Here is a 24,837-nt window from a genome sequence, read left to right as displayed (position 1 = left end):
CAACCGGTGCGCGAGGGACCGTCACGGTCCCTCGCGCACCGGCGCGTCCGGACCTAGAGGTGGGGCCGGAGGGGGGAAGTATCCGGGCATACACCTCTGACCAGCCGGAACGCCGGAGGATTCACCCGTGCGGGCAGGGCCCTGTCCATGGCACAGTGCGGACAGCCCAACCGCACGACCAGGGAGCCTCCATGCGCGATCCGCACTCCACGCAGCCGGCGGCCGCCCCCGAGTACCTGCCGGAGCCGAGCCCGCTGCCCCGCTGCCCGGTGTGCGACGGCGCCCCGGAGCGCATCTCCTGGAGTCAGCGCCCGGGGGAGCCGGTGGTCCTCGTCTTCGCCCCCTGCGGCCACCGGCACACCTCCCCGGCGGCGCCGGTCCTGGCGGTCACGGCGGGTGCCCCGCCGCTCGGGTACGCGGGACGGGCCCGCGCCTGAGGCGTCCGACCCCCTACGGCCCGTCCGTGCACGATGATTGACAGTTCGTCAGCGGGGGAGGAAGTTATATCGGCAACCCGATATAACGTTCCGGTGAGCCTCGGAGGCCCGTTGACACCCGACCGCACCCCGCAGGCACAGCGCACCCCGCAGGCACAGCGCACCCCGCAGGCACAGCGCACCCCGCAGGCGCAGCGCAAGTCCGAGACCCGCTCGCGGCTCATCGACGCGGCCGCCGAGCTCTTCGCGCGCAAGGGGTTCCACGCCGTCTCCGCCGAAGCCGTCGCCGACGCGGCCGGCCGGACCACCGGCGCGCTGTACAGCCACTTCGGCGGCAAGGAGGGCCTGCTGCTCGCCCTCCTGGAGGTGTGGAAGGAGCGCACCGCCGAGGAACTGGCCGCCGAGATCGCGGCGGGCGACCCCGTCGATCCCGCCGTGCACTTCTCCGCGATGTGGGGGAGCCTCACCCGCCCGCACCCCGAGTACGGCGGCTCCTGGCTGCTGCTGGAGACGGAGCTGTGGCTGCACGCCGCCCGCGGCCCCCTCATCGGCGGCCGGCTGGCGCAGCGCTACGCCGAGATCCGGGCCCAGCTCGGCGAAGGACTCGCCGACTGGGCCGAGGCCACCGGCACGCCCCTCACCCGCCCGCCCGAGGAGACCGGAGCCCTGGTCCTCGGCCTCCTGCTCGGGCTGTCCATGCAGCACCGCCTCGACCCGGGGGGCGTTCCCGACACCCTCGTCGTCGAAGCGCTCACCACCCTCCTCGGACTCGGCTGAACCGAACGAAGGGAACCGCTCCATGCCGCCCACCGGCGAGATAGACCTCCTTGAGGACACCTGGGCCCGCGAGGTCCCGCACGCGCAGTTCGCCCGGCTGCGCCGCGACGACCCGGTGCACTGGCACGAGGTGCCCGGCCACCACGACGGCTTCTTCGCCGTCACCCGCCACGCCGACGTCAAGGCCGTCAGCCGCGACCCCGAGCTGTGGTCCACCGAACTCGGCTCGTTCATGATCCGGGACCAGGCCCCCGAGTCCTTGGAGACCCTGCGCCTGGTCCTGCTGGGGATGGACGCCCCGCGCCACTCCCGGTACCGCTCGCTGGTCAGCGCGGGGTTCACCCCCCGGGTCGTACGAAAACTCGCGGCCCGGATCCAGGAGCGGGCGGTCCGCCTGGTGGAGAGAGCGGTGACCCCGGGCCGGGACATGGACTTCGTCTCCGAGGTCGCCGCCTGGCTGCCGATCCAGACGATCTGCGAGATGGTCGGCGTACCGGAGGGCGACGAGCGGCTGATCTTCGACTGGAGCAACCGGATGGCCGGCGGCCAGGACCCGGAGCTCTCGGCGGGGAAGCACGACAGCGATCTCGCGGCCGCGGAGATCTACGCCTACTGCGACGCGCTGGCCGCCGAGCGGCGGGCCCGTCCCCGCGAGGACATCCTCTCGACCTTGGTCCACGCCGAGGTCGACGGGGACCGGTTGACGGAGGACGAGATCAACATGTTCTTCGTGCTGCTGTGCGTCGCGGGCAACGAGACCACCCGCAACCTCCTCTCCGCCACGCTGCTGGCCCTCGTCGACCACCCGGCCGCGCGCGCCGAACTGGCCGCCGCCCCGCACGACGATGTGCTGTGGGCCTCCGCAACGGAGGAGTTCCTGCGCTGGGGCGGCTCGATCCACAACTTCCGGCGCACCGCGACCCGCGACACCGTGCTGCGAGGGCAGCCCATCGCCGAGGGCCAGAAGGTGGTCACCTACTACACCTCCGCCAACCGCGACGAGGAGGTCTTCGCCGATCCCTTCGCCTTCGACATCCGCCGCACCCCGAACGACCACGTCACCTTCGGCGGCGGCGGCCCCCACTTCTGCCTCGGCGCAGGCCTCGCCCGCACCCAGATCAAGGCCCTCGTCCGGGAACTCCTGCGCCACCACCCCGACGTGGCCCTCACCGGCGAAGTCCGCCGACTGCGCTCGGACTTCATCAACGGCATCAAGTACCTCCCGGTGCGCTTCGGCTGAGGCCCCGGCCCGAGCTGCGCGTAGTCTCGGCCGGATGTGGATACGCGGGGAGATCTGGAACGAGGCGGGTCCGGCCGAGCGGCGGCTGGCGGACCTGGCGGTGAATCCGGCCACCCCCTGCTGCGCCGCCATGCGGCTGCCGACCACCACCTGCCGCCGGACCTCGTCGCGCTGTTCGCCGCCGACGCGGACCACGGCGTACGGATCACCCTCGCGCAGAACCATCCGGACGCGCCCGCCGCACTCCTGCTGCGCTGCTTCCTGGAGTACACCGGCCGCTACCGCGCCGACCTGCTCACCCGCCCGCGCTTCCCGACCGTAGGCCTGGCCGCCTACGCGGAACACGAGGACCCGGCCGTACGGGCCCTCGTGGCCCGCGATCCCGAGGCGGATCCGGATCTCGTCGACCGGCTCACCCGCGATCCGGATCCGGTGGTGCGAGCCGCACTGGCCCGGCATCCGAATCTGCCCGCGGCCCGTATCGCCGAGCTGTTGGACGACGAGGAACTGGCCCCCCGCGCCGCGGCGAATACGGCGTTGGACCCGGCCCTCATGGAGGAGCTCGTCAACACCACCTGCTGATTGTTGCGCAAAGATGCTTGATGACAAGCCAGTTCAAGCATCTTCCTTCATGTGGGGCCTCCCGAGCGCTATGTTGCCCGGTGCATGCCAACAGGTGTGTCCGCGAACCGGACCGCACGAGGAGCCGCCCCATGAGACTCATCAGCATCCGCAGGAGCCCACGGCGGCGGCGCGCCCCCGCGGCCGCGCTGCTCGCCGCCGCCCTCACCGTGGCCGGCCTGGCCGCCGCCGGCCCGATCGCCTCACCGGCCTCGGCGGCCGGCGCCGGCGCCGCGGCCGCCCCGGCCCCCTCCACCGCGGGCAACGTCACCGGCCTCACCCAGTCGGGCAACACCTTCACCGCCACCACGTCCAGCGGCGCCAAGGCCCGCGTGGTCGTCGCCCGCGCCGACATCTTCAGGCTCTGGCTCTCGCCCGACGGCGCCTTCACCAACGATCCGGCCGGCAAGGACCTCGCCCCCACCACCGACTTCGGCCCCGTCACCGCCGGCTGGACCGACGCGGGCACGCACTACCGGATCACCACCGGATCCCTGTCCATCAGGGTCAACAAGACACCCCTGCGGTTCTCCGTCTACCGGGCCGACAACTCCACCCTCGTCTGGGAGGAGGCACAGCCCACTTCCTGGACCGGCAACCAGACCACCCAGTACCTGGCGCGCGGCGCGGACGAGCAGTTCTACGGAACCGGCCTGCGCCTGGGCGAATGGGCACTGCGCGGCAAGACCGTCCCGGTCGCCGTCGACAACAAGTGGCGCGAGAACAACAACGCCAGCCCCGCACCCTTCTACATGTCGACCAACGGCTACGGCGTGATGCGCAACACCTGGGCGCCTGGCTCGTACGGGTTCAACGCGCCCACCACCCTGACCCACAACGAGAGCCGCTTCGACGCCTGGTACTTCGCCGGCGACTCCCTCAAGTCGGTCCTCGACGCCTACACCGACGTCAGCGGCAAACCCTTCATGGCCCCCTCGTGGGGCTTCGAGCTCGGCAACGCCGACTGCTTCAACGCCTCCAACCCGGACTACCAGGGCGACCACAACCGGCTGCGCCACCAGACCACCCCGGACGTGGTCGGCTACGCCGCCGACGCCCGCGCCGCCGACATGCCCTCGGGCTGGTTCCTGCCCAACGACGGCTACGGCTGCGGCTACACCGCGCCCCTGAAGTCCACGGTCGACGCGCTCAAGGCCAAGGGCTTCCAGACCGGCCTGTGGACCTCGACCGGGCTCGGCTCCATCAAAGACGAGGTGGGGGTGGCCGGTTCCCGGGGCGTGAAGACCGACGTCGCCTGGATCGGCGGCGGCTACAAAACGGCGTTCAGCGGGGTCCAGCAGGCCGTCGACGGCATCGAGAAGAACTCCGATGCCCGCCGCTACGTCTGGACCGTCGACGGCTGGGCCGGCACCCAGCGCAACGCCGTCGTCTGGACCGGAGACACCAACGGCACCTGGGACGACATGCGCTGGCACGTCCCGGCGATCACCGGCGCCGGCCTCTCCGGCCTCAACTACGCCTCCGGGGACATCGACGGCATCTTCGCGGGCAGCCCGAAGACCTACGCCCGCGACCTGCAGTGGAAGGCCTTCACCCCCGCCTTCATGACGATGTCGGGGTGGGGCGCGACCGGCCCGACGGCCGGCTACCAGGACAAGCAGCCCTGGCGGTTCGCGGAGCCGTACCTCTCCATCAACCGCAAGTACCTCCAGCTCAAGATGCGGCTCATGCCGTACCTGTACACGATGAGCCGGACCGCACACGAAACGGGCGTCCCGAGCACCCGCGCGATGGTCCTGGAGTACCCGGACGACCCGGTGGCGCGCGGCAACCTGACCAGCGGCCAGTTCATGGCCGGCGACTCCTTCCTCGTCGCGCCGGTCGTCTCCGACACCTCCGTACGGGACGGCATCTACCTGCCCGCCGGCACCTGGACCGACTACTGGACGGGCAAGACGTACGCGGGACCGGGCTGGCTCAACGGCTACCAGGCACCGCTGGACACCCTGCCCCTCTTCGTCAAGGGCGGCGCGATCGTCCCGATGTGGCCGCAGATGAACTACACGGGGGAGAAGCCCCTCTCCACCCTCACCTACGACATCCACCCGCGCGGCAGCTCCTCCTTCAGCCTCTACGAGGACGACGGCATCACCCGCGCCTACCAGTCGGGCGCGTTCGCCCGCCAGCAGGTCGACGTCACCGCCCCCGCCACGGGCTCCGGCGCGGTCACCGTCTCCGTCGGTGCCCCGACCGGCGGCTACACCGGCAAACCGGCGTCGCGCGGCTACGAGTTCAGCCTCCACGTGGCCACCGCACCGGGCGCGGTCACCGTCGACGGCGCCGCCCTCACCCGGCTCACGACCAAGTCGGCCTACGACACGGCTGCCACCGGATGGTTCTTCGACGCCTCCGACCGGGGCGGCATCCTGTGGACCAAGACGGGTACGAAGTCGGGCGCGTTCAGCGTCACCGCCGACGGCACCTCCGTCCCGGCCGCCGACCCCGTCCCGGCCACCTCCAGCCCCGTCCCGCAGACGGCCTGGACCCTGGTCTCCGCCGACAGCCAGGAGACCGCCGCGGAGAACGGCGCCGCCCCGCGCGCCTTCGACGGCAACGCGGGAACCATGTGGCACACCGCCTGGTCGGCCGGCACCCCGGCCTCGCTGCCGCACGAGATCCAGATCGACCTCGGTGCCCGCTACACGGTGGACGGCCTCGGCTACCTGCCCCGCCAGGACGGCGGCGTCAACGGCCGGATCGGCGGCTACGAGGTGTACGTCTCGGACACCACCAGCGACTGGGGCACCGCGGTGGCGACCGGCACCTTCGCCGACACCCCGTCCCTCAAGTCCCTCTCCATGGCGGCGAAGACGGGCCGCTACCTCCGCCTGAGAGCACTCACCGAGGCGGGCGCCCGCGGCCCCTGGAGCAGCGCCGCCGAGATCACCCTCACCGGCCGCCCCACCCCGCTGCCGGCCGCCGCGACACTCGTCAACGGAGCTTCGTCCACCTGCCTCGACCTCCCCGGGAGCGCCACCACCCCGGGTACCCAGCCCGCCCTCTACAGCTGCCACGGCGGCCCGAACCAGCGCTGGACCCTGCAGGGCGACGGGCGTCTGACCGGCTTGAACGGAATCTGCCTGGACGCCGCGACGGCCTCGGCCGTCGCCGTCCGGACCTGCGACGGCGGCTCCGGCCAGAGCTGGCAGACCGGCCCGGACGGCAGCCTGCGCAACGCCGGCCAGTGCCTGACACCGGCCGGCTCCGCCACGGGCAACGGCACCAAGCTGACCCGCGTCGCCTGCGCCGGCGCCGCGGCCCAGCGCTGGACCTTCACTCCCTGAGGCTCCCCGCACCGCCCGACACCCCCCACCGAGCCCGGCCCGGCATCACGCCGGGCCGGGCTCGCCCTTCCCCAACCGCCCCGCGGCCGGCGGATATCGTGGAGGACCATGATCTTCGAGCCGTCAGGAAAGGCGCCCATGCCCGCAGGGACATCGACACCCCGGAAGATGCACGCCGACGAACCGGACATCGACACGTCCCTCGTGCACCGGCTGATCGCCGGACAGTTCCCCCGGTGGGCGGGGCTCCCCGTCGAGAGGGTCGAATCGGCCGGCACGTCCAACTTCATGTACCGGCTGGGCGAGGACATGGTCGTCCGCCTCCCGCGTACGCAGGGCGCCGCCGGCGACATAGCGACGGAGCACGTCTGGCTGCCGAGGCTCGCCCCGGCGCTTCCGGCCGCGATCCCCGTTCCGGTCGGCACGGGGCAGCCCGCCGAGGGATATCCGTGGCCCTGGTCCGTCTACGGATGGCTCCCCGGCGCGAACCCGGTGGCCGGGCGGATCCCCGAACCGGAGCTCTTCGCCCGGGACTTGGCGGAGTTCATCACCGCGCTGCACCGGGTCGACCCGCTGGACGCGCCGCCGGCCTACCGCGGTGAGCCCCTGGCCGCGCGGGACGAGGCCACCCGCGCCGTGATCGCCGAACTGGGCGCAAGCGCCGACATCGACGCCGAAGCGGCAACCGAGGTCTGGGAGGAGGCCCTGGCGGCCCCGGCGCCGAACGGACCGCCGGTCTGGATCCACTCGGACCTGCAACCGGGGAACGTACTGCTGGCCGACGGCCGGCTCGCGGCCGTCATCGACTTCGGCTGCGCGGGTCTCGGTGACCCCGCCGTCGACCTGATCGCGGCCTGGTACGTGCTCCCGGCCGGCGCGCGGTCCGTCTTCCGGGCCGCCCTGGGCGCCGACGACGCGGCCTGGGCGCGCGGGCGCGGCTGGGCCCTGTCGATCGCGCTCCCCGAACTGGGCTACTACCGGCAGACGAACCCGGTCATGGCGGACACGGCCCGCCACGTCATCCGTGAGCTCCTGGCGTCCCGCCCGGCGCGCGGCTGACCGGGGACGACCGGGGGATGGATCTTGTCGGTGCCGGTTGCGAGGATGGGCGGCATGACACCTTTACTCCTGACCGACATCGACCGCGCCGTCCGCAGCAGTTGGAGCGAGCAGACGTGCACCCCCGAGTACCGCGACCGCTGGACGCGGGAGAATCCGGCCCGTGACCAGTGCGGTGTGACCGCCCTGGTCCTCCACGACCTGCTGGGCGGCGAGCTCATCCGCGGCGAGGTCCTCGTGGACGGCGAGCGCGTGGACTACCACTGGTGGAACCGCCTGGGCATGGGAATAGAGATCGACCTCACCCGCGAGCAGTTCGGACCGGAGGAGAAGATCACCGAGGGCGTCGTCGTCCCCCGCCCCCCGGACAGCGAACTGCGGCGCCTGCGCACGGAGTACGAGATCCTCCGGGACCAGGTGATGGCCAAGCTCGACGCCTAGTGCTGTGACCGGCGGAGCCGGAACGCGGCGGGTCGGCACCCGTTCCCGTCCTCGCGATGACGGGGACGGGTTGCCGCCCTGGGCCGTGAGTTGATCGTCGGCCAGGGCGGCCACCCAAGTCAATCCTCCACATGTCTGGTAACCCCCCAGTGATAACTTGGGGGTTGTGACCCTCGACGACCTCCGCGTCTTCGTCGCCGTCTGCCGGGCCGGCAGCCTCAGCGCCGTCTGCCGGGCCGGCAGCCTCAGCGCCGTCGCCCGCGACCTCGGCCGCACCCAGTCCGCCGTCAGTCAGCACATCCGACGGCTGGAGAAGGAAACCGGAGCCGCGCTCCTGGAGCGCCACCCGCGCGGCGTGTCGCCCACCGAGGCCGGTCTGATCCTCCAGGCGGCCGCCGCCGACGGGATCGCCGGGCTCGACGGGGCCCTGCGCCGCCTCGACACCCTCGTGCGGGACGACGGCGGGTCGGTCCGCGTCACCACCGGGGCCACCACCGTGCGGCACTTCATGGCCGAGGCCGTCGTCGCCTTCCGGGCGGTCCACCCCCGGGTCAGCCTGGAGTTCCAGACCGAGAACTCAAGCCGCAGCTGCTTCGACGCCCTGGCCGCCGCCGACCTCGACCTCGCCTGGATCACCATCGGCGCACCCGTGCGGGGCATCGAGCAGCGCCCCGTCATGCGCCTGCCCTGGGTCCTCGCGGTCGGCGCCGACGACGCACTCGCCACCCGCTCCCGCCTGGAGCCCGCCGACCTCGCCGGCATCCGCCACATCAGGCTGCCGGAGAACTCCACCTCCCGGGCCCACCTCGACGCCGCTCTCGACGAGGCCGGCGTCCGGATCAGCTCCGACACCGGCGTCGCCGACTGGGACACAGCCCTCCTGCTCTCCGAACTAGGCCTCGGCCACGCGGTCGTGCCCGCCCTGCCCGGCTGGCAGGTCCCCGGCACCGACGGGCCGCTGCGCCTGGTGCCGATCCCGGCCCTGCGGCCCCTCGCCGTCGGCTGGGCCGTCCGCCGCTGGTCCTCCCTCGCCCCGCTCGCCCGCGCCTTCGCCGACGAGGTGGCCCGCACCTGCGTGGCGCGCGCGGGCGCCTCCGGGCAGCCGTGACGCAGGCAGCAGCCCGACGGCCGCCAGTACGGCCATCGCCGTGGTCGAAGCCCCCGCGGTTCCCGCGGCGACCGCGATGCCGAAGGCCGGGCCCACGTTCATCGCCGTCTGCTTGAGCCCGCCCACGACGCCCGCGTGCCCGGCGGGCGCGTCCCCGACCACCGTCCCTGTGGCCGTCACCATCACGGCGGCGAAGCCCGCCCCGAGCAGGCCGAAACCCCAGCCGGGACCCAGCCCCGCGATCCCGAGGACCACGAGGCCGGTTCCGGCGGCCGCCGTCCCCCGTGCCCCGAACCGGCGCAGCGCGGCCCCCGCGACCGGCGCCCCGGCGACCATGGCCGCGGTCATGGGAAGCACCCGCAGCCCGGTCGCGAGCGGGTCGAGCCCCGCCGCGTCCTGGAGCGCGAAGCTCGCCGAGAAGAGGGCCCCGAACAGCGCGCCGGAGACGAGGGCCAACAGAGCGATGGACGCCGTCACCGAGCCGGACCGGGCCACCGCGCGCGGTACCAGCGGCCGCGCGGAACGCCGCTCCGAGCGCACGAGCAGTGCCGTGAGCGCGGCCGCCCCGGCGAACCCGGCCAGCGTCGGCGTCCCCGCCCAACCGTGTTCCGGTACGCCGGCCAGCGTGTGCACCAGCGCCGCGACGGCCGTCGCGAGCAGAGCCGCCCCGCCCGGCCGGATCCGGCCGGTCCCCGTGCGCGGGGGCGCGGGGACCCGTAGGAACAGGGCCGCCGCGGCGATGGCCAGGGCGGCGGGAACGTTCGCGACGAACACCGCGCGCCAGCCGAACCGTTCGACCAGGACGCCGCCGAGGAGCGGCCCGGCCGCCGCGGCCAGCCCGATGGCGGCGGTGCGCACCGCGACCGCCGTACCGAGCCGCTCGGGCGGGTACGCGAGCCGCAGCAGCGCGAGGGTCGCCGGCTGCAGCAGCGCTCCGAAGAGGCCCTGGGCGGCGCGCAGGGCGATCACCCAGCCGGCGCCCGGCGCGAGTGCGATGCCCGCCGAGGCCGCGGCGAAGCCGAGTACGCCGGTGAAGAGCAGCCGCGCGTGCCCGTACCGGTCGCCGAGCCGGCCCGCGAGCACGAGGAACGCGGCCACGGTCAGGAGGTAGGCGGTGCTGGTCCACTGCACCTGGGCCAGGCTCGCCCCGAGGTCCCGCCGCAGGCTGGGCTGCGCCATGAGCAGCACCGTCCCGTCGACGGCGACGAGCATCGCGCCGGCCGCGCTGACGAGGAGCGCGAGTCCGGGCCTCACGGGCGCAGGTACGCGTCGACGGCGGCGTCGACGAGCGCGTCGACACGGTCCTGGGCAGGGTCCTGCGGACCGCTCCCGAGGGCGAGGGCGAGGCTGCCCCAGGACCACAGCTGCGCCACGCCGTGCAGGTTGGCCCACAGGGCGGCCGCGGTGATCCGCGGCGAGCCGGCCGCTTCGCAGCGGGCGACGAGCGAGACGAGCAGCTCGAACAGCGGCAGCGTGGAATCCCGCAGCCGGGAACCCGCCGGGCCGTCCTGCCCGGTGCTGTCGAGCAGGTCGTGCCGGAACATCAGCTCGAACATGCCGCGGCGCTCCAGCGCGAAGCCCACGTACGCGCGACCCAGCGCCCGCACCTGTTCGCGCGGGTCCCCGTTCCCGCAGGCCCCTGCCGCCGAGATCGCCGCGGGGACGCGTGCGCCGAGGTCGTCGAAGCCGCGCCGGGCGATGGCGGAGAGCAGTGCGTGGTGGGTGGCGAAGTACCGCCGGGGCGCCCCGTGGGACACGCCGGCCCGCCGGGCGATCTCGCGCAGCCCGAGCGCTGCGGTCCCCTCGCTCGCGACGAGCTCCGCACCGACGTCGATCAGCCGCTCGCGCAGCCCGTTGTCCTGTTCCATAGACACTGTCTACCAGTGAGCGTAGACAGTGTCTACCGTCCCCCGTCCGGGATGATGGAGTGAGCACGGCCGGGCGAAGCGCCCGGCCCGGCCGAGGAGGAGGTGACCGTCATGGCGGAGCACGCGCCGCACGAGGCCGGTCCGTCGGCGAGCGAGCTGGAGGAGGGCCGCCTGATGAAGGAGCTCGAGGCCATCCACCGGACGCGCCACGAGACCTTGCTGCACGGGTCGGACGACGCTCTGGTCACCCACACCCAGCGGATGGACGAGCTGGAGCGCGAATACCTGCGCCGCCACCCGGACCGCGCGCAGACCGCCGGGCGCACCCGTTCCGGCGCCCGCGCCCGCACGGGGGCGGAGGCGGAAGGGCGGAGCTAGCCGTCCGCTCGGCCTGCGCGCGGGCCCGCCTTCTCGGCGTGCTCGCCCGCGCGCGGCGACGCCCTTCCCTTCCCACTCTCGTACGCGTACGAAGTAGCCGCTGCCCTCGCCGTGCATCAGATTTGCATCATGTGAGACAAATTTGTATCGTTTGATACAAAGGAGGATCACATGATGACCGAAGAAGAGATGCTGGACGGCGCCGCCCGCGTCCTCGCAGGCGACCACAGCGCCTCGATGACGCACATCGCCGCCGGCATCGGCACCAGCCGCGCCACGCTGAGCCGCCGCTACGCCACCCGCGAGGCACTGCTCAAAGCCGTCGCCGCCCGGGCCATCGAGGTGGTCGACGGCTGCCTGGAGCCCGCCGACCTGCCCCACACCGCCGACGGCGCCGCCTTCGACGCCGCCCTGGAGCGGCTCGTCACCGGCCTGCTCCCCGCCGCGCACCTCTACGGCTTCACCTCGCGCGACGCCACCGTGCTCGCCGACCCCGCCTTCCGCGCCGGCATCCAGCGCCAGGACCAGCGCGCCCTCGCCTTCCTCGGCCTCGGCCAGAGCCTCGGCCGACTGCGCGTCGACCTGCCCCCGTACTGGATCTGGTACTCGCTCTGGGGACTGCTCGACGCCGCCGCCGAAGGCGTCCGCGACGGCCACCTCGCCCGCCGTGACATCGGCCGGCTGGTCCTCGCCTCCTTCCTCAGCGGAACCAGGCCGTCCCCCTCCGCGTGACCCCCGCGTGCCTCCCGCACCGCCCCCCGCGTACGACCGTGAACGGAACCTTCATGCACACCCCCACGCAGGACCCGCGCCGATGGATCGTGCTCGCGATCCTCTCCGGCAGCCTCCTGCTCATCTCCATGGACACCACGATCCTCAACGTGGCGTTCCCCTCCCTCGTCGGCGACCTCCAGCCGGGCGCCGTGCAACAGCTGTGGATCATCGACATCTACGCGCTCGCCCTCTCCGGGCTGCTGGTCACCGCCGGCGCCCTCGGCGACCGCTGGGGCCGCAAGCGGCTGCTGATGGCCGGCTTCGGCATCTTCGCCGTGGCCTCGCTCATCGCCGTCTTCTCCACCGAGGCCTGGCACGTCATCGCGGCCCGCGCCCTCCTCGGCGTCGGCGGCGCCGCGATCATGCCGTCCACCCTGTCGATCCTGCGCAGCGTCTTCACCGACGCCAAGGAACGCGCCTTCGCGCTCGCCGTCTGGGCCGCCGTCTTCGGCGGCGGCATGGCCTTCGGCCCGGTCGTCGGCGGCCTCCTCGTCCAGGACTTCGGCTGGCACTCGGCCTTCCTCCTCAATCTGCCCGTCGCCGCGCTCATCGTCGCGGCAGGCCTGCGCTACCTCCCCGAATCCCGCTCCCCGCGCGCCACCGGCAAGTGGGACTGGTGGGGCGTCGGCCAGTCGATCGTCGGCATGCTCGCCCTCGCGGGCGGCATCAAGCAGCTCGGCAAGAGCGGCGTCGCCGACCCGCTGCCGTGGGCCCTGCTCGCCCTCGCCGCCGTCTCCCTGACCGTGTTCGTACGCCGCCAGCTGAGCACGGACAACCCTCTGCTCCAGGTCCGGCTGTTCGCCAAGCCCGCCTTCAGCGTGGCCGCCACCGCGATCTTCCTGCCCATGGTGGGCATGGGCGCGGTCCTGTTCCTGGTCACCCAGTGGTTCCAGTACGGCCAGGGCTACACCCCGCTCGAAGCCGGCCTGTCCCTGCTGCCCGCCCCCCTCGCGCTGATCTGCGGCTCGATGATCGCCCCGACCCTCATGCAGCGCTTCGCGATCCGTCACGTGCTCGGCGGCGGCCTGGTGCTCCTCGCCGCGGGCATGGCCCTGCCCTGGACCTTCCAGCAGTTCACCAGCCTGGGCTACCCCGCCTTCGCCCTGGCTCTGGCCGTCATGGGCCTGGGCGCGGGCATGGCCACCACGGTCGCCTCGGTGACCCTGATCTCCACGGCACCGGCCGACGAGGTCTCCAGCGCCGCGGCCATCGAGGAGACCTGCTACGAACTGGGCTCGGCCATGGGCGTCGCCATCCTCGGCTCCACCGCCGCCACGCTCTACCGGGCCAACCTCCCGGCCCTCGACCTGGACTCCTCCACACTGAGCGCCGTACGGGACTCCGTGGGCGAGGCGGCGCACACCGCCGAGCGGCTCGGCGGCACCGTCGGCCAGAACCTGCTCGACGCCGCCTCACAGGCCTACACCCTCGCGATCACCCCGGCGTTCCTGATAGCCGGCGGGCTCGCCGTCGCCGCCGCCGCGACCACGTGGACCCTGATCCCGCGCGACCTGCGTCCGACCGACAACCATTAGCCGGGAAGCAACTCAAGCCCCCACCGCTAAGGGCTGTCCCGTAATCCCCGGTGGATCAGCGCGCGGCGTCAGATGCGGTGCCCCGCAAGGCGGAGGAGCGTCCGCATACTGTGCGTATTCGGGCGTTCCGACAACGCGGCGAGGTGCCGTAGCTGTCGTCGTGCGCCCGCCGGGGATTACGGGACAGCCCTTAGGAGGCGGCGTACGCCCACACCGCGCGCATCGTCTCCGGCGGGGGCGTCGGACCGGTCAGCTCCCGCTGTGTCATGAGGATGGTGGTGGCGCCCGTCGAGGGGACGATGTGCGCGGCCGTGCCGGTGCCGCCGATCCAGCCGTAGCGGCCGGGCACGTTCCACGGGTTGGCCCGGGTGACGTCGACCGACCCGCCGAAGCCCCAGCCCTGCCCCTCCAGGAAGAGTTCGGCGCCGGCCCGCTGGGCCGGCGTCAGCCAGTCGGTGGTCATCCGCCGCACCGCATCCGCCGAGAGCAGCGGGCCGCCGTCGTCGAGCAGCATCCGGGTGAAGGCGAAGTAGTCGTCCACCGTCGACACCAGTCCGCCGGCGCCGGAGGGGAAGGCGGGCACGGTGCTCCACTGGCCGTGGGGGGCGTCGACGAGGTCGAGGCCCCCGTCCGCGCCGCCGCGGTAGTAGTGGGTGAACCGGCCCAGCTGCCCGGACGGCACGGCGAATCCGGTATCGGCCATCGACAGAGGCTCGAAGATCCGCTCCGCCAGGAACTCGGGCAGCGGACACCCGGCCACCCGCGCGATCAGCACCCCGAGGACGTCCGAGCAGGTGTTGTACAGCCAGGCCTCGCCCGGCTGGTACAGCATCGGGATCCGCGCCAGCCTCGCCATCCACTCGTCCGGCGACACGATGGCCTGGGGGTGCGGCGGCCCCTGCCCCAGCTCGCCGGTCAGCGGTGCGACCGCCGGGAGCGAGAAGTCGTCCGGGAAACCCCATCCGGCACGGAAGGTCAGCAGATCGGCCACGGTGACCGGCCGCGCGGCCGGGACCACGTCGTCGACGGGACTCGCGGGAGTCCGTACGACCATCGGCGCGGCGATCTCCGGCAGCCAGGGTGCCACCGGGTCGTTCAGCCCGAACCGGCCGTCCTCCACCAGCATCATGACCGCCACCGCCGTGACCGGTTTGGCCAGGGAGGCGATCCGGAAGATCGAGTCCCGGACCATCGGAGCGCTGCCTTCGGCGTCCGCGCTGCCCACGGCCACCACCTCCGGCTCAGCGCCGTCGCCCCGGTCCACGAGGGCGACCGCACCGGGGATGGTTCCGCCGTCCACGTACGGCGTGAGGATGTCGATCAAACCGGCCACGAGTCCGCCTTTCGGGCAGGGGCATGGGGGATGGGGCATGGGTACGCGAGTGCGGGGGCGCGAGGGCGTCAGGGCGTGCGGGCCACGGAGTCCCACAGGGCGCAGTGGTGTTCGGCCGCCGCGTCCACGGGACGGATCCCCGACGGCCCCGGCGCCAGGGACAGGACGGCGGGGGAGCGCGGCCACCAGGGCCCCGATCCGGGCGCGTTGGGATCTCCGGTCGCCGCGAACCGGGTCCAGTAGCCGGTCATCCGGTCCGACAGCGCCCGCTGCGGAGCGCTCAACGCCAGTCCGGTGTCGAAGAGATAGGGCAGTTCGAAACCGTGCGAGGCGCCGTAGGGGAAGTCCGCCACCGGCGGCAGTCCGGTGAAGTCCGGCGCCCGGCGGTCGTCGAAGCGGTAGTCGTACGTCGGCACGTGCCGCGCCAGCGCACGGCTGTCCCGCAGCTGCGGACAGATGAAGGAGGCGTCCGAGAGCACGGCCGCCAGAGCCAGCGCGGGCGTCGGACGCGCCGCCACCGGATAGGCCGCCTCGATCCTGTCGGCCCGCGCTCCGAACGCGGCGCGCAGCCGGGCCCGGTAGGCCTGCGCGTCGGGGACCGGGAAGGCGCCCAGGGTCTGCCCGAGGAAGATCCGCATCTCGTCGCGGGTCGAGCCCTGCACGACCGGGACCCGGTGGAACTCCCCGCGTTCCAGGGCGCGTCGGGGCTCGGTGGGCAGCAGCCCGGTGCCGTAGGACACGGGGGAGAAGCGCAGCATGAGCTCGGGTGTCGCCAGCACCCCGGGCGCCAGGCCGCGCAGGCACGCCAGTACCTCCTCGTCCGAGGGCCGGCCGCAGCCGAGCCGGGCCGCGGCGGCGATCCCGTCGGCCACGGTGCGGTGCTCCGGCACGAACGGTTCGTAGGCGCCCATGGTGGGAAGCCACGACCGCGGCGGGACCGCGAGCGAGCAGGGGCCGCTCTGCGCGATCGCCCGGTGGAAGAGACCGGCGGAGGCCGGGGAGGTGAGGTGCAGGCAGACGCTGAGGCCGCCCGCCGACTCGCCGAACACGGTGACGTTGCCCGGATCACCGCCGAAGCGGGCGGCGTTCGCCCGCACCCACCGAAGCGCGGCCTGCTGGTCGGCGAGCGCGAGATCGGGGGCCCCGCCGAGCGCGGGATGCCCGAAGAGGCCGAAGATCCCGAGGCGGTAGTTGACGGTGACGACCACGGCGCCGCCGGCCGCGGCCAGCCGGCCCGGACGGTACAGGTCCCCGGCGCCGTTCATGAAGCCACCGCCGTGGAACCACACCATGACCGGGCGGCCGGTCCCCTCGTCGGCCGGCCCTCCCACCGGGGCGGTGACGTTCAGGAACAGGCAGTCCTCCGAGCCGCTCGGACCGCCCGGCCCCACAGCCGGCAGCTGTACGCAGCGTGCCCCGGGCGAGCCCGCGTCCCGTACGGCCGCCCAGCGCGCGGCGGGCTCCGGCAGCCGCCAGCGCAGCGGACCGGTCGGCGGGGCGGCGTAGGGGATGCCCTCGTAGGTGCGGTTCCCGGCCGACTCCCGTCCGCGCACGGGCCCGCGATCGGTCTCCACCACCGGCGGCCGGCGGCCCTCCTCGGAGGCGGAGGCGGAGGCGGAGGCGTAGGCGGAGGAGGAGGAAGCGGAGGGGACGGCGGAAGCGGAGGTGAAGGCGGTGGCGGAAGCCGAAGCGGTGGCGGCCGGAGCGGCCGCGCCGCCGGCCAGCAGGAGAAGGGCCGGCAGGACCGCCCCGCGCCCCGCCCTCCGGCACGCCATCAGCGCCCCCTCTCCAGCACGCCCCGTACGTAGGCCGCCTGTCCCGCGTGCTGGAGGTCGTCGCCGATCACACTGACCAGCCGCACCCCGAGGGTCACCGGCGGGTCCCACCGTTCGTCCACCACCCGGTCCAGGTCGGCGGCGGTCAGCCCGCGCAGGAACCGTCCGGTCTGCGCGTGGACGGCGTCGAAGTACTCCAGCAGCAGGTCCCCGGATGCCACCCGCACGGCGGCGGCCTGGCGGGCGGTGTGCCCGTAGCCGGTCGACCCGGCCGGGAGCGAGAGGGCGAACCGCCCCTCCCAGCCCTGCGCGTGCCAGACCTGCTCCCATCCCGCCGCGTCCGCCACGTGGTCGTCCTGGATGCGGGTCAGGTGCCAGACGAGCCAGGTGACCGAGTTCGCGCCCGGGTCCACCCGCGCGTCCAGCCGCTCGGCGTCCAGCCCCTCGACCACCTCGTGCACCACGCCGTGGATCCGGTCGAACGCGTCGGCAAGTAGCTCCGTACCCTTCATGCCCCCACCATGCCCACGACGCGAGCCGGGACCCCCCGAGGCGCCGCGCGGAACCCCCGTTTGCCCGCCCCGAATGGCGCAGCGCGACACGGAGGCGCTGAATGTGACGAAGCGTGCGATTCCCATGACGCACGATGACCGGCGCGCGACGTGTAGACCCGCGTGTCGGCGAACGGAGCTTTCCATGAATGACCCCATCACGCTCGCGGCGACGGAGCACGAAGGCCCGCGCGGGTTTCCCGACACCACGGCGGCCCGGCCGCCGACCGAGCCCACCGCGGGCCCCGGCGCCACCTCCGGCCCCGACGACGTCCCCGACGCCGGGGCCGTGGGCGGAGCCTGCGCCGGTCCCGGCCCCGACCGTGACCCGGGCCGTGACTCCGACCGTGACCCGGACCAGGACCCAAGCCGTGACTCCGAGCCCGGGGGCGCGACCGCGCCGCCGGAAGGGGCCGGGGCCGCGCCGGCGGAAGGGGCCGGGGCCGCGCCGGCGGAAGGGGCCGCGACCGCGCCGCCGGAAGGGGCCGCGACCGCGCCGGCGGAAGGGGCCGGGGCGGCGCCGATACGGACCGTCCTGGAGACCGCCGCCACCGGCCGTTCGGTCAAGGAGGTAGCCGCGCTGGTGAACCTCCTCAAGGACTCCGGACAGCTGCCCAACCCCGGACACGCGGCGCTGCGCGCGGCCGCCGTGGCCCGTCCCGTCCAGGACGTCCACGAGATGGTCGCCCTGCTGGGAGAGCCGGGCCACGAGGCCGTAGAAACCGACATCACCCTGCGGGCCGCCGCCCTCGGCCGCCCCATCGAGGACGTGGCCCTGCTGGTCGGCATCCTGGGCACCGGCGACGGACAGGCCCCGTACCGCGGGACGGCATCCGATCCGGAGCCCCCGGGGCGCCCCGCCGCCCGGCGGCCCGCTCCGGCCCCGGTTCCGCAGCCGGCCCCGGCGAGGTCGGCGGGCGGCGCGCTGCGCCACGTACTGCGCTGGCCGGTGGTGTTCGCGCTGCTGCTCTGCGGTGCGCTGCACGTGCCCGGCGACATGGCGGCCCTGCCCTCCGGTGATCCCGACGGGCTGCTCGCCCTGGCGGTCACGCTGCTGTGCCCGACCGCCGGCGTGCTGCTGGCGGTGCGCGACACGGCCGGGGCGTGGCGGACCGGGGCGGTCGTCGCGCTGGGCGTCGCCGCGCTCCATGTGGTGGGCGGCGCCGTGCGGTTCGACCCGCTCGCCGGCGCGGTCGGCGGCACCGTCGAATGGGCCGGTGTCACCGCGGTGCTCAGCGCCGCGACCGCCGCCGTCCTCGCCGGCCTGGCCCTGCAGTACCGTCCGGCGGCCGACCCGGCCGACGGAGCCTGACCCGGGCGGGGAGGGGATCCGGGCACCGAGCCCGGGTCCCCTCCCCGCCGTCGAACGGAGCGAGGAGCAGGATGGACCCGGTGGCGGCACTGGACCGCATCGCGTTCCTGCTGGAGCGTGCCCAGGAGCCGACGTACCGGGTCCACGCCTTCCGCACCGCCTCCGCGGCCCTCGTACGGATGGGGGAGCGGGAGGTGGCCGAGCGGGTCGCGGCCGGCACGCTCGAAGAGGTCAAGGGCATCGGCCCGAAGACCGCCAAGGCCGTCCGCGAAGCACTCGGCGGCCACATCCCGGAGTACCTCCAGCGGCTGGAGGACAAGGCCGCCGCCCACCCCGAGGGGCCGCCGTCGAGCCCCGAGGCCCTCGCGCTGCGCGCCGCCCTGCGCGGGGACTGTCACGTGCACTCGGACTGGTCGGACGGCGGCAGCCCGATCGAGGCGATGGGCCGGGCCGCGGCCGGCCTCGGGCACGAGTGGGCGGTGCTGACCGACCACTCGCCGCGCCTGACGGTCGCCCGGGGGCTCTCGCCGGAGCGGCTTCGCGAACAGCTGCGGGTCGTGGCCGAACTCAACGCGGCCTGGGCCCCGTTCCGGCTGCTCACCGGCATCGAGTGCGACATCCTCCTCGACGGCTCGCTCGACCAGGAGCCCGAACTCCTTGCCGAAGTGGACCTGGTGGTCGGCTCCGTCCACTCCAAACTGCGGATGGACGCCCCCGCCATGACCCGGCGGATGATCGCCGCCGTGCGCAACCCGCACCTGGACGTCCTCGGCCACTGCACCGGCCGGCTGGTGACGGGAAGGACCCGCCCGGAGTCCGAGTTCGACGCCGAGGCCGTCTTCGCGGCGTGCGCCGAGTCCGGCGCCGCCGTGGAGATCAACAGCCGGCCCGAACGGCTCGACCCGCCGCGACGGCTGCTGCGGCTCGCCGTGGCCGCGGGCACCTTCTTCGCGATCGACACCGACGCGCACGCCCCCGGCCAGCTCGACTGGCAGATCGCGGGCTGCGAACGCGCCCTTGAATGCGGGGTGCCGGCCGACCGGATCGTCAACACCTGGTCAGCGGACGACCTCCTCACCTGGACCCGGACGCGCCGACAGCCGTAGGCCCGCCGGAGTGCGCAGACCCGCCTGGAGCCGGCGCCGGAGCTCCCCCCCGAAGCCGCGGACCCGCACGCGCCCACGTGCACGGATATCCGCTTGGCGGTACGCGGACCGGCTCCTATGGTGCGCGTATGACGATCATCGATTCCCAGGACGTGGATACCGCGGTGTCCCTCACCGCGCGGGCGCTGCGGGACGTGGCGCACCTCGACTGGAGCGCTCCGGCCGCCGGCCTGGAGTGGAGCTGCCACGACACCGCCGTCCACGTGGCGGAGGACTTCACGGCCTACGCCGCCCAGCTCACGGTGAGCGCCGCCGACGCGTACGTCCCCCTTGAGATACGGGCCGAGGAGGGCACCGGCCCCAGCGGCCTCATCGACGTGATCGAGGCGTCCGGCGGGTTCCTGTCCGCCGCCGTGGCCCTCGCCGGTCCCGGTGCCCGTGCCTGGCACCCGTACGGCAGGGCGGGCGCGGACGGCTTCGCCGCGATGGGCGTCGTCGAGACGCTGCTGCACACCCACGACATCCTCGGGGGGCTCGGGGTCCACGACTGGCAGCCCGATCCCGCACTGCCCGAGCGGGTCCTGGACCGCCTCTTCCCGCACGTCCCGCGCGGCACCGGCGGCCACGACGCCTGGCGGACCCTGCTGTGGGCGACCGGCCGCGGCGAACTCCCGGGACTGCCCCGGCAAGCGACCTGGCGCTGGTACGCCGAACCCGTCGAGGCCGAGCGCGTACTGCTCTGCGACCTCTCCCCGATGGCCGCGGCCGACCTGCACGCGGGCGGCACCGGAGGCTTCGCCTGGGCCGAGGACGGCCCCGGCGACGGCACCCGCCGCGCCGCCGGGAGCGTGGCCAGGGCACGGGAGGCGGGGACGTACCGGCCGGGCTGGGGACCGTACGCGATCATCCGCGCGAGCGACCGCCGGGCCATCGGCGGCATGGGCTTCCACGGGGTCCCCGACGCCGACGGCCGCGCCGAGGTCGGCTACGACCTCGTTCCCTCGGCGCGCGGCAACGGCTACGCCACCGAAGCGCTGAAGGCGCTGTCGGCGTGGGCCTTCACACAGCCGGGCCTCACCCTCCTGGCGGCGACGACGGACGAGGACAACGCACTCTCCCAGGGGGTGCTGCGGCGGACCGGTTTCACCGCGGCCGGAACCGGGGAGGGCCTGGTCCGGTACGTCATGAGGGGCTCCGGGCCCGAAGCGGCCTAGCGTTTCCCGCCCCCCGGCCCGGAAAGCAGGTTCCGCATGGTCAGTTGTCAGGTCCCCGTGATCGACCTCGGCCCGTGGCGTGCCGGCGGGCCCGGGATGCGCCGGAGCGTCGCCGACCGCGTCGACGAGGCGCTCCAGGCGGCCGGTTTCCTGCTGGTGACCGGGCACGGGGTGGACCCGGAGCTGCCCGGGCGGATCCGGGAGGCGGCGCACGCGTTCTTCCGGCTCCCCGCCGCCGCCAAGGCGCCGTACGCCGTCGCGGTCGGCGGCCGCGGCTGGCTCGGCCCGGGCGCGGAGGCCAACAGCCACGCGGAGGGCGCGGCCTCCCCGCCGGACCTGAAGGAGTCCTGGTCGTGCGCGGCCGAGGACCCGACCGGGATCCCCTCCGTGGACGCGGAGTGGTTCCGGCCCAACGCCTGGCCGGCCGAAGCGCCCTCGCTACGGCCGCTGGTGGCCCAGTACCTGACCGCGATGCGGGCGCTCTGCGACGAGCTGCTGGAGCTGCTGGCGGCCGCCCTGCGCCTGGAGGCGGACCACTTCACCCGCCACACCGGCCACCCCACCTGGGGGTTCAACATCAACTGGTATCCCGGGACCGAGCTCGTCGGGCCGCCGCTGCCCGGCCAGTTCCGCATCGGGGCCCACACCGACTTCGGCACCGTCACGGTCCTGGACCGCCAACAGGGCGCGGGAGGCCTGCAGATCCACACCGAGGCCGGCGGCTGGCAGGACGCCCCGTACGATCCGGCCGCGCTCACGGTGAACATCGGCGACCTGATGGCGCGCTGGACGGGCGACCGGTGGCGGGCCGGCCGCCACCGGGTGCTGCCGCCGCCGGCCGACGCGCCGGCCGAGGAGCTGATCTCGCTGGTCTACTTCTACGAGTGCGACGCGCACACCCGGGTGGAGTCCCTCCCGGCGCCCCTGGGCCGGACCGCGCACGAGCCGGTCGACTCGCACGCCTACCTGCGGGCGCAGCTCGACGCGATCACCGTCCCGGCGGGGGAAGCGGGCCCTCCCGCGGATCCGGCCCGCCCGGGAGACGCGGCTGGTCAGGCGGGTCCGATCGGCTGAGGGCGGCCCGGCGGGGGACCCGATTACCCGATGCCGGGCGCGTTCGGCAGGATGGACGTCATGACCGAGATCCGCACCCCCCGCCTCCTCCTCCGCCGCTGGTCCGAGGACGACCTCGTCCCCCTGTCGGAGATCAATGCCGACCCCGAGGTGATGCGCTGGATCGGCGACGGCGAGACCCTCGACCTGGAGGAGACCGCCGAGACCATCGAGCGCTGGGAGGACGAGTGGGACGAGGAGGGCTTCGGGATCTTCGCCGTGGAGCTGTTGGCCTCCGGCGAGCTGATCGGCGCCGTAGGGCTGTCCATGCCGTGGTGGCTCCCCGAGGTCCTGCCCGCGGCGGAGATCACCTGGCGCCTCGGCCGCTCCTACTGGGGTCAGGGCTACGCCTCCGAGGCCGCGCACGCCACGCTGGAGTTCGCCCTCCAGGACCGGGGTCTCGACCGGGTCGTGGCCGTCAACCGGGCGGGCAACGACGAGTCCGAGAGCGTGATCCGCAAGCTCGGGATGACGGCGGAGAAGGACACGGCGCACCCGGAGTCCGGGGCGCTCCTCAACATCCACGCCATCGACCTCACGGAGTACGAGGGCTGAGCGGTCCGCCCCTTCCGGCCGGTCCTGTCCGAGGTCGTTCCGGCCGGACCTGCACCGCCCGCCCCGCCCCCGCATCAGCCGATCGGTCGACCCGCCGGTCGGCCGGCGGTCCTCGCCGGGGCCCTGCTGCTCGGAGCCCGCACCGAGCCCGGGCGGGAGCCGGCCGCGGCGCCCGCCGCCTCCCCGCTCCCGGCGGTCTCCCGGACCCCCGGCGGAACGCTCCTGGTCGCCGACTTCGGCGCCGATACCGTCTCCTACCGGAACGGCATCATTATCTTCGACCTCGACACCGGGAGCAGCCGCCGGCTCGCGGCGGGGTCGCGGCCGTTGGGCATCGCGGTCCTGTGAGGCTGCCCGGGCGACCGGGCCGGCGTCAGTGCGGAGCGGACGGAGCCGCGGCGCCGTCGCGGGTCATGCCGCGCACGCCTCCAGCATGGTGGAGAGCATCCGCTTCTCGGGTTCGGTGACGGTCAGGCCGTACGCCGACTTGACGGTCGTCCAGGCCCGTCCGTACTGGCACCAGGCCGTCTTCGACGGCGGCTGCCACAGGTCGGGGCTCTGATCGCCCTTCGAGCGGTTCGAGGAGGCGGTCACCGCGAGCAGTTGGGGGCGGGTCAGGTCGTTCGCGAAGGCTTTGCGCTTCGCGGCGTCCCAGCCGGCCGCGCCGGAGCGCCAGCCCTCGGCGAGGGGCACCATGTGGTCGATGTCCACCTTCGACGCCTGGGTGACCACCACGCCGTCGTACAGGCTCTTCCACGTACCGGACACGGCTTTGCACTCGGAGTCCCGGGTGACGTCCGTGCCGTCCCGCTGGAGGATGACCTCGCGGGTGTCGCACTTGTCGCCCTGCTCCGCCCAGTGCGTGAACTTGTCCCGGCTGTACCCGGACATGGTTCCCGCGGGGGCCACCTTCAGCGCGGCCAGCTGCGTACGGGCCACCGCGGCGCTCACCATGCCGGGCAGTACGTCCCCGGGGGCGGGCTTCCCGTCGTCCGGAGCGGGGCGGGACGGGGCGGAAGAGGCGGTGCCCGGCTTCGGGTCGTCACCGGGAACGGCCCCGGTCCCCGAACAGCCGGCGAGGGCCAGCAGTGACGCGGCCGCCACTACCACACCGGACACACGTGTCTGACGTCCCATTACCCCACCCCGAGCTCTTCGCCGTGTCCCGGGAAGCCTACCCAGGGCGGACGGGTCGCCAAGCCCCGCCCGTCGGCCGGGCAGTGAGCGCCGAGCGGCTGCCGTGACCCGGCTCCGCGGACGCAGGCCACCAACCCCCGGACGGGTGAGCGGGGTTGGGTTCCACCGCCCGGACAGCTGCGTCGTGCGAACCTTCGCCGATCCGGGGGGAAGGAACACCGGCGGCGCCGTGGGTCCGCGCGGCGCGGAGCCCCGGTACCGGGGAGGGCGGGAACCGCGGCTGCCGTTCGCCCCTCTTGTACGGGGAGCGGGGGAGACGACGATCATGAAGAAGACTGGTGTGTCCGCGACCGGGCGGACGGCTCTGGCGGGGTTCGCGGGACTGCTGTGCGCGGTGCTCGCGGCCTGCGGCACCGTACGGGCGGGGGAGGCGGCCGGGCCCGCCCCCGCGGCGGCGCCGAGTCCGCGGATCTGCGACTTGGACGGGCCGACGCACGGCGCCACGGCGGCCCCCGGCATCCCGACGGATGAGGAGACGGGCGCGCACGCGGGCCCGCCGACCGACGGGGAGACAGGGGCGTACGCGGGCCCGCCGACCGACGAGGAGACGGGCGCGTACGCGGGCCCGCCGACCGACGAGGAGACGGGCGCGTACGCCGGCCCGCCCACCGACGAGGAGACGGGTGCCTACGCGGGGCCCCCGACGGATCAGGACACCGGCCTTCCGGACCCGCCCACCGACCGGGGCGCCGGCACCCCGGATCCACCGACGGACGGCACGGCCGCGCCGGGCGGCCCCGGAGCCGTCACCAACGGCGCCGGCCCCTGCGGAGCCGCCGGATGGTTCGACATGACCCGGGACTTCGCCGGCTGGTACGCCACGCACCGCACCGGAGAGGACCAGGACATTTCCGCCGACGGGATCGGCCCGGTCCGCGTCCGCAAGGTGGGCGGCGCGGGCCGCGCGGAGGTGACCTTCACCACCGCGGGAGTGGGCAAGAGCCGCGGCGACGACGCGCGCAGGGTCGTACGGGTCTTCGCGGACTGGCGCCACGAGGTGTACGGGGACTCCGGTACGGTCACCGTCCGGACGGTCGAGACCTCGCCGGTCACCGTCACCGGCTCCTGGTGACCCCCGCGCGGCCCCTCCGCCGCCCGCACCGGCAGCCGGGCGCACAGTCGTCATGGTGCCGCCGGA

The 24,837-nt window shown here is 74.1% G+C and carries 22 protein-coding genes and 1 pseudogene; 17 read left to right on the top strand and 6 right to left on the bottom strand.

Going from position 1 to position 24,837, the window contains the following annotated elements:
* The first annotated feature begins 191 nt into the window (after positions 1 to 191).
* The 8 genes from ACFWBY_RS04555 to ACFWBY_RS04520 all read left to right on the top strand — a co-directional run bounded on the left by ACFWBY_RS04555 (position 192) and on the right by ACFWBY_RS04520 (position 8,988).
* Positions 192 to 437 (top strand): hypothetical protein, encoded by a 246-nt coding sequence (locus ACFWBY_RS04555; protein ID WP_385329917.1) that lies wholly within the window; start codon positions 192 to 194, stop codon positions 435 to 437.
* Positions 438 to 530: 93 nt separating this feature from the next.
* Positions 531 to 1,214: a TetR/AcrR family transcriptional regulator gene (locus tag ACFWBY_RS04550; RefSeq protein WP_385329915.1), complete on the top strand. Its 684-nt coding sequence runs from the start codon at positions 531 to 533 to the stop codon at positions 1,212 to 1,214.
* A gap of 22 nt (positions 1,215 to 1,236) precedes the next feature.
* Entirely contained in the window at positions 1,237 to 2,454 is a 1,218-nt protein-coding gene (locus tag ACFWBY_RS04545) for a cytochrome P450 (protein WP_385329913.1), read from the top strand.
* Positions 2,455 to 2,490: 36 nt separating this feature from the next.
* Positions 2,491 to 3,036 carry a hypothetical protein gene (locus ACFWBY_RS04540; protein WP_385329911.1) on the top strand — a complete coding sequence of 182 codons (546 nt, stop codon included), beginning with the start codon at positions 2,491 to 2,493 and terminating at the stop codon, positions 3,034 to 3,036.
* Positions 3,037 to 3,167: 131 nt separating this feature from the next.
* Positions 3,168 to 6,380 (top strand): TIM-barrel domain-containing protein, encoded by a 3,213-nt coding sequence (locus ACFWBY_RS04535; RefSeq protein ID WP_385329908.1) that lies wholly within the window; start codon positions 3,168 to 3,170, stop codon positions 6,378 to 6,380.
* Between the two features lie 168 nt (positions 6,381 to 6,548).
* Positions 6,549 to 7,439, top strand: coding sequence for an aminoglycoside phosphotransferase family protein (locus tag ACFWBY_RS04530; RefSeq protein WP_385329906.1), 891 nt, complete (start codon positions 6,549 to 6,551; stop codon positions 7,437 to 7,439).
* Between the two features lie 54 nt (positions 7,440 to 7,493).
* Positions 7,494 to 7,880 carry a hypothetical protein gene (locus ACFWBY_RS04525; RefSeq protein WP_385329904.1) on the top strand — a complete coding sequence of 129 codons (387 nt, stop codon included), beginning with the start codon at positions 7,494 to 7,496 and terminating at the stop codon, positions 7,878 to 7,880.
* Positions 7,881 to 8,046: 166 nt separating this feature from the next.
* Positions 8,047 to 8,988, top strand: coding sequence for a LysR family transcriptional regulator (locus ACFWBY_RS04520; RefSeq protein WP_385329901.1), 942 nt, complete (start codon positions 8,047 to 8,049; stop codon positions 8,986 to 8,988).
* Here ACFWBY_RS04520 and ACFWBY_RS04515 read toward each other — a convergent pair.
* Positions 8,959 to 10,200, bottom strand: a pseudogene (locus tag ACFWBY_RS04515) (MFS transporter); the annotation flags it as partial. The gene ACFWBY_RS04520 and the pseudogene ACFWBY_RS04515 sit on opposite strands and share 30 nt — an antisense overlap.
* Before the next feature lie 38 nt (positions 10,201 to 10,238).
* Entirely contained in the window at positions 10,239 to 10,856 is a 618-nt protein-coding gene (locus ACFWBY_RS04510; RefSeq protein WP_385329899.1) for a TetR/AcrR family transcriptional regulator, read from the bottom strand.
* 111 nt (positions 10,857 to 10,967) lie between these two features.
* On the opposite strand from ACFWBY_RS04510, the gene ACFWBY_RS04505 reads away from it, so the two are divergent.
* From ACFWBY_RS04505 to ACFWBY_RS04495, 3 genes are all read left to right on the top strand, one after another.
* Positions 10,968 to 11,234, top strand: coding sequence for a DUF6158 family protein (locus ACFWBY_RS04505; RefSeq protein ID WP_385329896.1), 267 nt, complete (start codon positions 10,968 to 10,970; stop codon positions 11,232 to 11,234).
* 171 nt (positions 11,235 to 11,405) lie between these two features.
* Positions 11,406 to 11,966 (top strand): TetR/AcrR family transcriptional regulator, encoded by a 561-nt coding sequence (locus ACFWBY_RS04500; protein ID WP_385329893.1) that lies wholly within the window; start codon positions 11,406 to 11,408, stop codon positions 11,964 to 11,966.
* Between the two features lie 53 nt (positions 11,967 to 12,019).
* Positions 12,020 to 13,543: an MFS transporter gene (locus ACFWBY_RS04495; RefSeq protein WP_385329890.1), complete on the top strand. Its 1,524-nt coding sequence runs from the start codon at positions 12,020 to 12,022 to the stop codon at positions 13,541 to 13,543.
* A 190-nt stretch (positions 13,544 to 13,733) separates the two neighbouring features.
* Here ACFWBY_RS04495 and ACFWBY_RS04490 read toward each other — a convergent pair whose 3' ends face one another.
* The 3 genes from ACFWBY_RS04490 to ACFWBY_RS04480 form a co-directional block, all read right to left on the bottom strand.
* Complete coding sequence (locus tag ACFWBY_RS04490; RefSeq protein WP_385329888.1) at positions 13,734 to 14,876, bottom strand: serine hydrolase domain-containing protein; 1,143 nt, start codon at positions 14,874 to 14,876, stop codon at positions 13,734 to 13,736.
* A gap of 68 nt (positions 14,877 to 14,944) precedes the next feature.
* On the bottom strand, positions 14,945 to 16,651 hold the full coding sequence (locus ACFWBY_RS04485; RefSeq protein WP_385329885.1) for a carboxylesterase/lipase family protein: 1,707 nt from the start codon (positions 16,649 to 16,651) through the stop codon (positions 14,945 to 14,947).
* The gene (locus tag ACFWBY_RS04480; protein WP_385329882.1) at positions 16,651 to 17,163 is read right to left on the bottom strand and encodes a DinB family protein; all 513 of its coding nucleotides are present in this window, start codon (positions 17,161 to 17,163) and stop codon (positions 16,651 to 16,653) included. The genes ACFWBY_RS04485 and ACFWBY_RS04480 overlap by 1 nt, the downstream gene beginning before the upstream one ends.
* Before the next feature lie 184 nt (positions 17,164 to 17,347).
* Between ACFWBY_RS04480 and ACFWBY_RS04475 the strand changes: the two genes are divergently transcribed.
* The 5 genes from ACFWBY_RS04475 to ACFWBY_RS04455 all read left to right on the top strand — a co-directional run bounded on the left by ACFWBY_RS04475 (position 17,348) and on the right by ACFWBY_RS04455 (position 22,502).
* Positions 17,348 to 18,514 (top strand): hypothetical protein, encoded by a 1,167-nt coding sequence (locus tag ACFWBY_RS04475; RefSeq protein WP_385409626.1) that lies wholly within the window; start codon positions 17,348 to 17,350, stop codon positions 18,512 to 18,514.
* A gap of 71 nt (positions 18,515 to 18,585) precedes the next feature.
* Entirely contained in the window at positions 18,586 to 19,620 is a 1,035-nt protein-coding gene (locus ACFWBY_RS04470) for a PHP domain-containing protein (RefSeq protein WP_385329877.1), read from the top strand.
* A gap of 128 nt (positions 19,621 to 19,748) precedes the next feature.
* The gene (locus ACFWBY_RS04465; RefSeq protein ID WP_385329875.1) at positions 19,749 to 20,834 is read left to right on the top strand and encodes a GNAT family N-acetyltransferase; all 1,086 of its coding nucleotides are present in this window, start codon (positions 19,749 to 19,751) and stop codon (positions 20,832 to 20,834) included.
* A gap of 36 nt (positions 20,835 to 20,870) precedes the next feature.
* The gene (locus tag ACFWBY_RS04460; protein ID WP_385329872.1) at positions 20,871 to 21,908 is read left to right on the top strand and encodes an isopenicillin N synthase family dioxygenase; all 1,038 of its coding nucleotides are present in this window, start codon (positions 20,871 to 20,873) and stop codon (positions 21,906 to 21,908) included.
* Between the two features lie 60 nt (positions 21,909 to 21,968).
* Entirely contained in the window at positions 21,969 to 22,502 is a 534-nt protein-coding gene (locus tag ACFWBY_RS04455) for a GNAT family N-acetyltransferase (RefSeq protein ID WP_385329869.1), read from the top strand.
* 411 nt (positions 22,503 to 22,913) lie between these two features.
* Here the strand turns inward: ACFWBY_RS04455 and ACFWBY_RS04450 are convergent, their stop codons facing one another.
* Entirely contained in the window at positions 22,914 to 23,639 is a 726-nt protein-coding gene (locus ACFWBY_RS04450; RefSeq protein ID WP_385329867.1) for an HNH endonuclease family protein, read from the bottom strand.
* 325 nt (positions 23,640 to 23,964) lie between these two features.
* Between ACFWBY_RS04450 and ACFWBY_RS04445 the strand changes: the two genes are divergently transcribed.
* The gene (locus tag ACFWBY_RS04445; RefSeq protein WP_385329864.1) at positions 23,965 to 24,771 is read left to right on the top strand and encodes a hypothetical protein; all 807 of its coding nucleotides are present in this window, start codon (positions 23,965 to 23,967) and stop codon (positions 24,769 to 24,771) included.
* Positions 24,772 to 24,837: the final 66 nt, after the last annotated feature.

The sequence above is a fragment of the Streptomyces sp. NPDC060049 genome (genome assembly GCF_042736715.1).
Classification (GTDB): domain Bacteria; phylum Actinomycetota; class Actinomycetes; order Streptomycetales; family Streptomycetaceae; genus Streptomyces.
The sequence above is the reverse complement of the archived record's forward strand: the minus strand, read 5'-3'. Positions and strand labels throughout refer to the sequence as shown.

What these genes read in the sequence shown, in the direction of transcription:
- ACFWBY_RS04530 (WP_385329906.1), top strand. Translation starts at nt 6,549, where the DNA reads ATGCACGCCGACGAACCGGACATCGACACGTCCCTCGTGCACCGGCTG.
- ACFWBY_RS04545 (WP_385329913.1), top strand. Translation starts at nt 1,237, where the DNA reads ATGCCGCCCACCGGCGAGATAGACCTCCTTGAGGACACCTGGGCCCGC.
- ACFWBY_RS04510 (WP_385329899.1), bottom strand. Translation starts at nt 10,856, where the DNA reads ATGGAACAGGACAACGGGCTGCGCGAGCGGCTGATCGACGTCGGTGCG.
- ACFWBY_RS04460 (WP_385329872.1), top strand. Translation starts at nt 20,871, where the DNA reads ATGGTCAGTTGTCAGGTCCCCGTGATCGACCTCGGCCCGTGGCGTGCC.
- ACFWBY_RS04500 (WP_385329893.1), top strand. Translation starts at nt 11,406, where the DNA reads ATGATGACCGAAGAAGAGATGCTGGACGGCGCCGCCCGCGTCCTCGCA.
- ACFWBY_RS04465 (WP_385329875.1), top strand. Translation starts at nt 19,749, where the DNA reads ATGACGATCATCGATTCCCAGGACGTGGATACCGCGGTGTCCCTCACC.
- ACFWBY_RS04455 (WP_385329869.1), top strand. Translation starts at nt 21,969, where the DNA reads ATGACCGAGATCCGCACCCCCCGCCTCCTCCTCCGCCGCTGGTCCGAG.
- ACFWBY_RS04470 (WP_385329877.1), top strand. Translation starts at nt 18,586, where the DNA reads ATGGACCCGGTGGCGGCACTGGACCGCATCGCGTTCCTGCTGGAGCGT.
- ACFWBY_RS04495 (WP_385329890.1), top strand. Translation starts at nt 12,020, where the DNA reads ATGCACACCCCCACGCAGGACCCGCGCCGATGGATCGTGCTCGCGATC.
- ACFWBY_RS04475 (WP_385409626.1), top strand. Translation starts at nt 17,348, where the DNA reads ATGAATGACCCCATCACGCTCGCGGCGACGGAGCACGAAGGCCCGCGC.
- ACFWBY_RS04485 (WP_385329885.1), bottom strand. Translation starts at nt 16,651, where the DNA reads ATGGCGTGCCGGAGGGCGGGGCGCGGGGCGGTCCTGCCGGCCCTTCTC.
- ACFWBY_RS04535 (WP_385329908.1), top strand. Translation starts at nt 3,168, where the DNA reads ATGAGACTCATCAGCATCCGCAGGAGCCCACGGCGGCGGCGCGCCCCC.
- ACFWBY_RS04555 (WP_385329917.1), top strand. Translation starts at nt 192, where the DNA reads ATGCGCGATCCGCACTCCACGCAGCCGGCGGCCGCCCCCGAGTACCTG.
- ACFWBY_RS04480 (WP_385329882.1), bottom strand. Translation starts at nt 17,163, where the DNA reads ATGAAGGGTACGGAGCTACTTGCCGACGCGTTCGACCGGATCCACGGC.
- ACFWBY_RS04505 (WP_385329896.1), top strand. Translation starts at nt 10,968, where the DNA reads ATGGCGGAGCACGCGCCGCACGAGGCCGGTCCGTCGGCGAGCGAGCTG.
- ACFWBY_RS04450 (WP_385329867.1), bottom strand. Translation starts at nt 23,639, where the DNA reads ATGGGACGTCAGACACGTGTGTCCGGTGTGGTAGTGGCGGCCGCGTCA.
- ACFWBY_RS04445 (WP_385329864.1), top strand. Translation starts at nt 23,965, where the DNA reads ATGAAGAAGACTGGTGTGTCCGCGACCGGGCGGACGGCTCTGGCGGGG.
- ACFWBY_RS04525 (WP_385329904.1), top strand. Translation starts at nt 7,494, where the DNA reads ATGACACCTTTACTCCTGACCGACATCGACCGCGCCGTCCGCAGCAGT.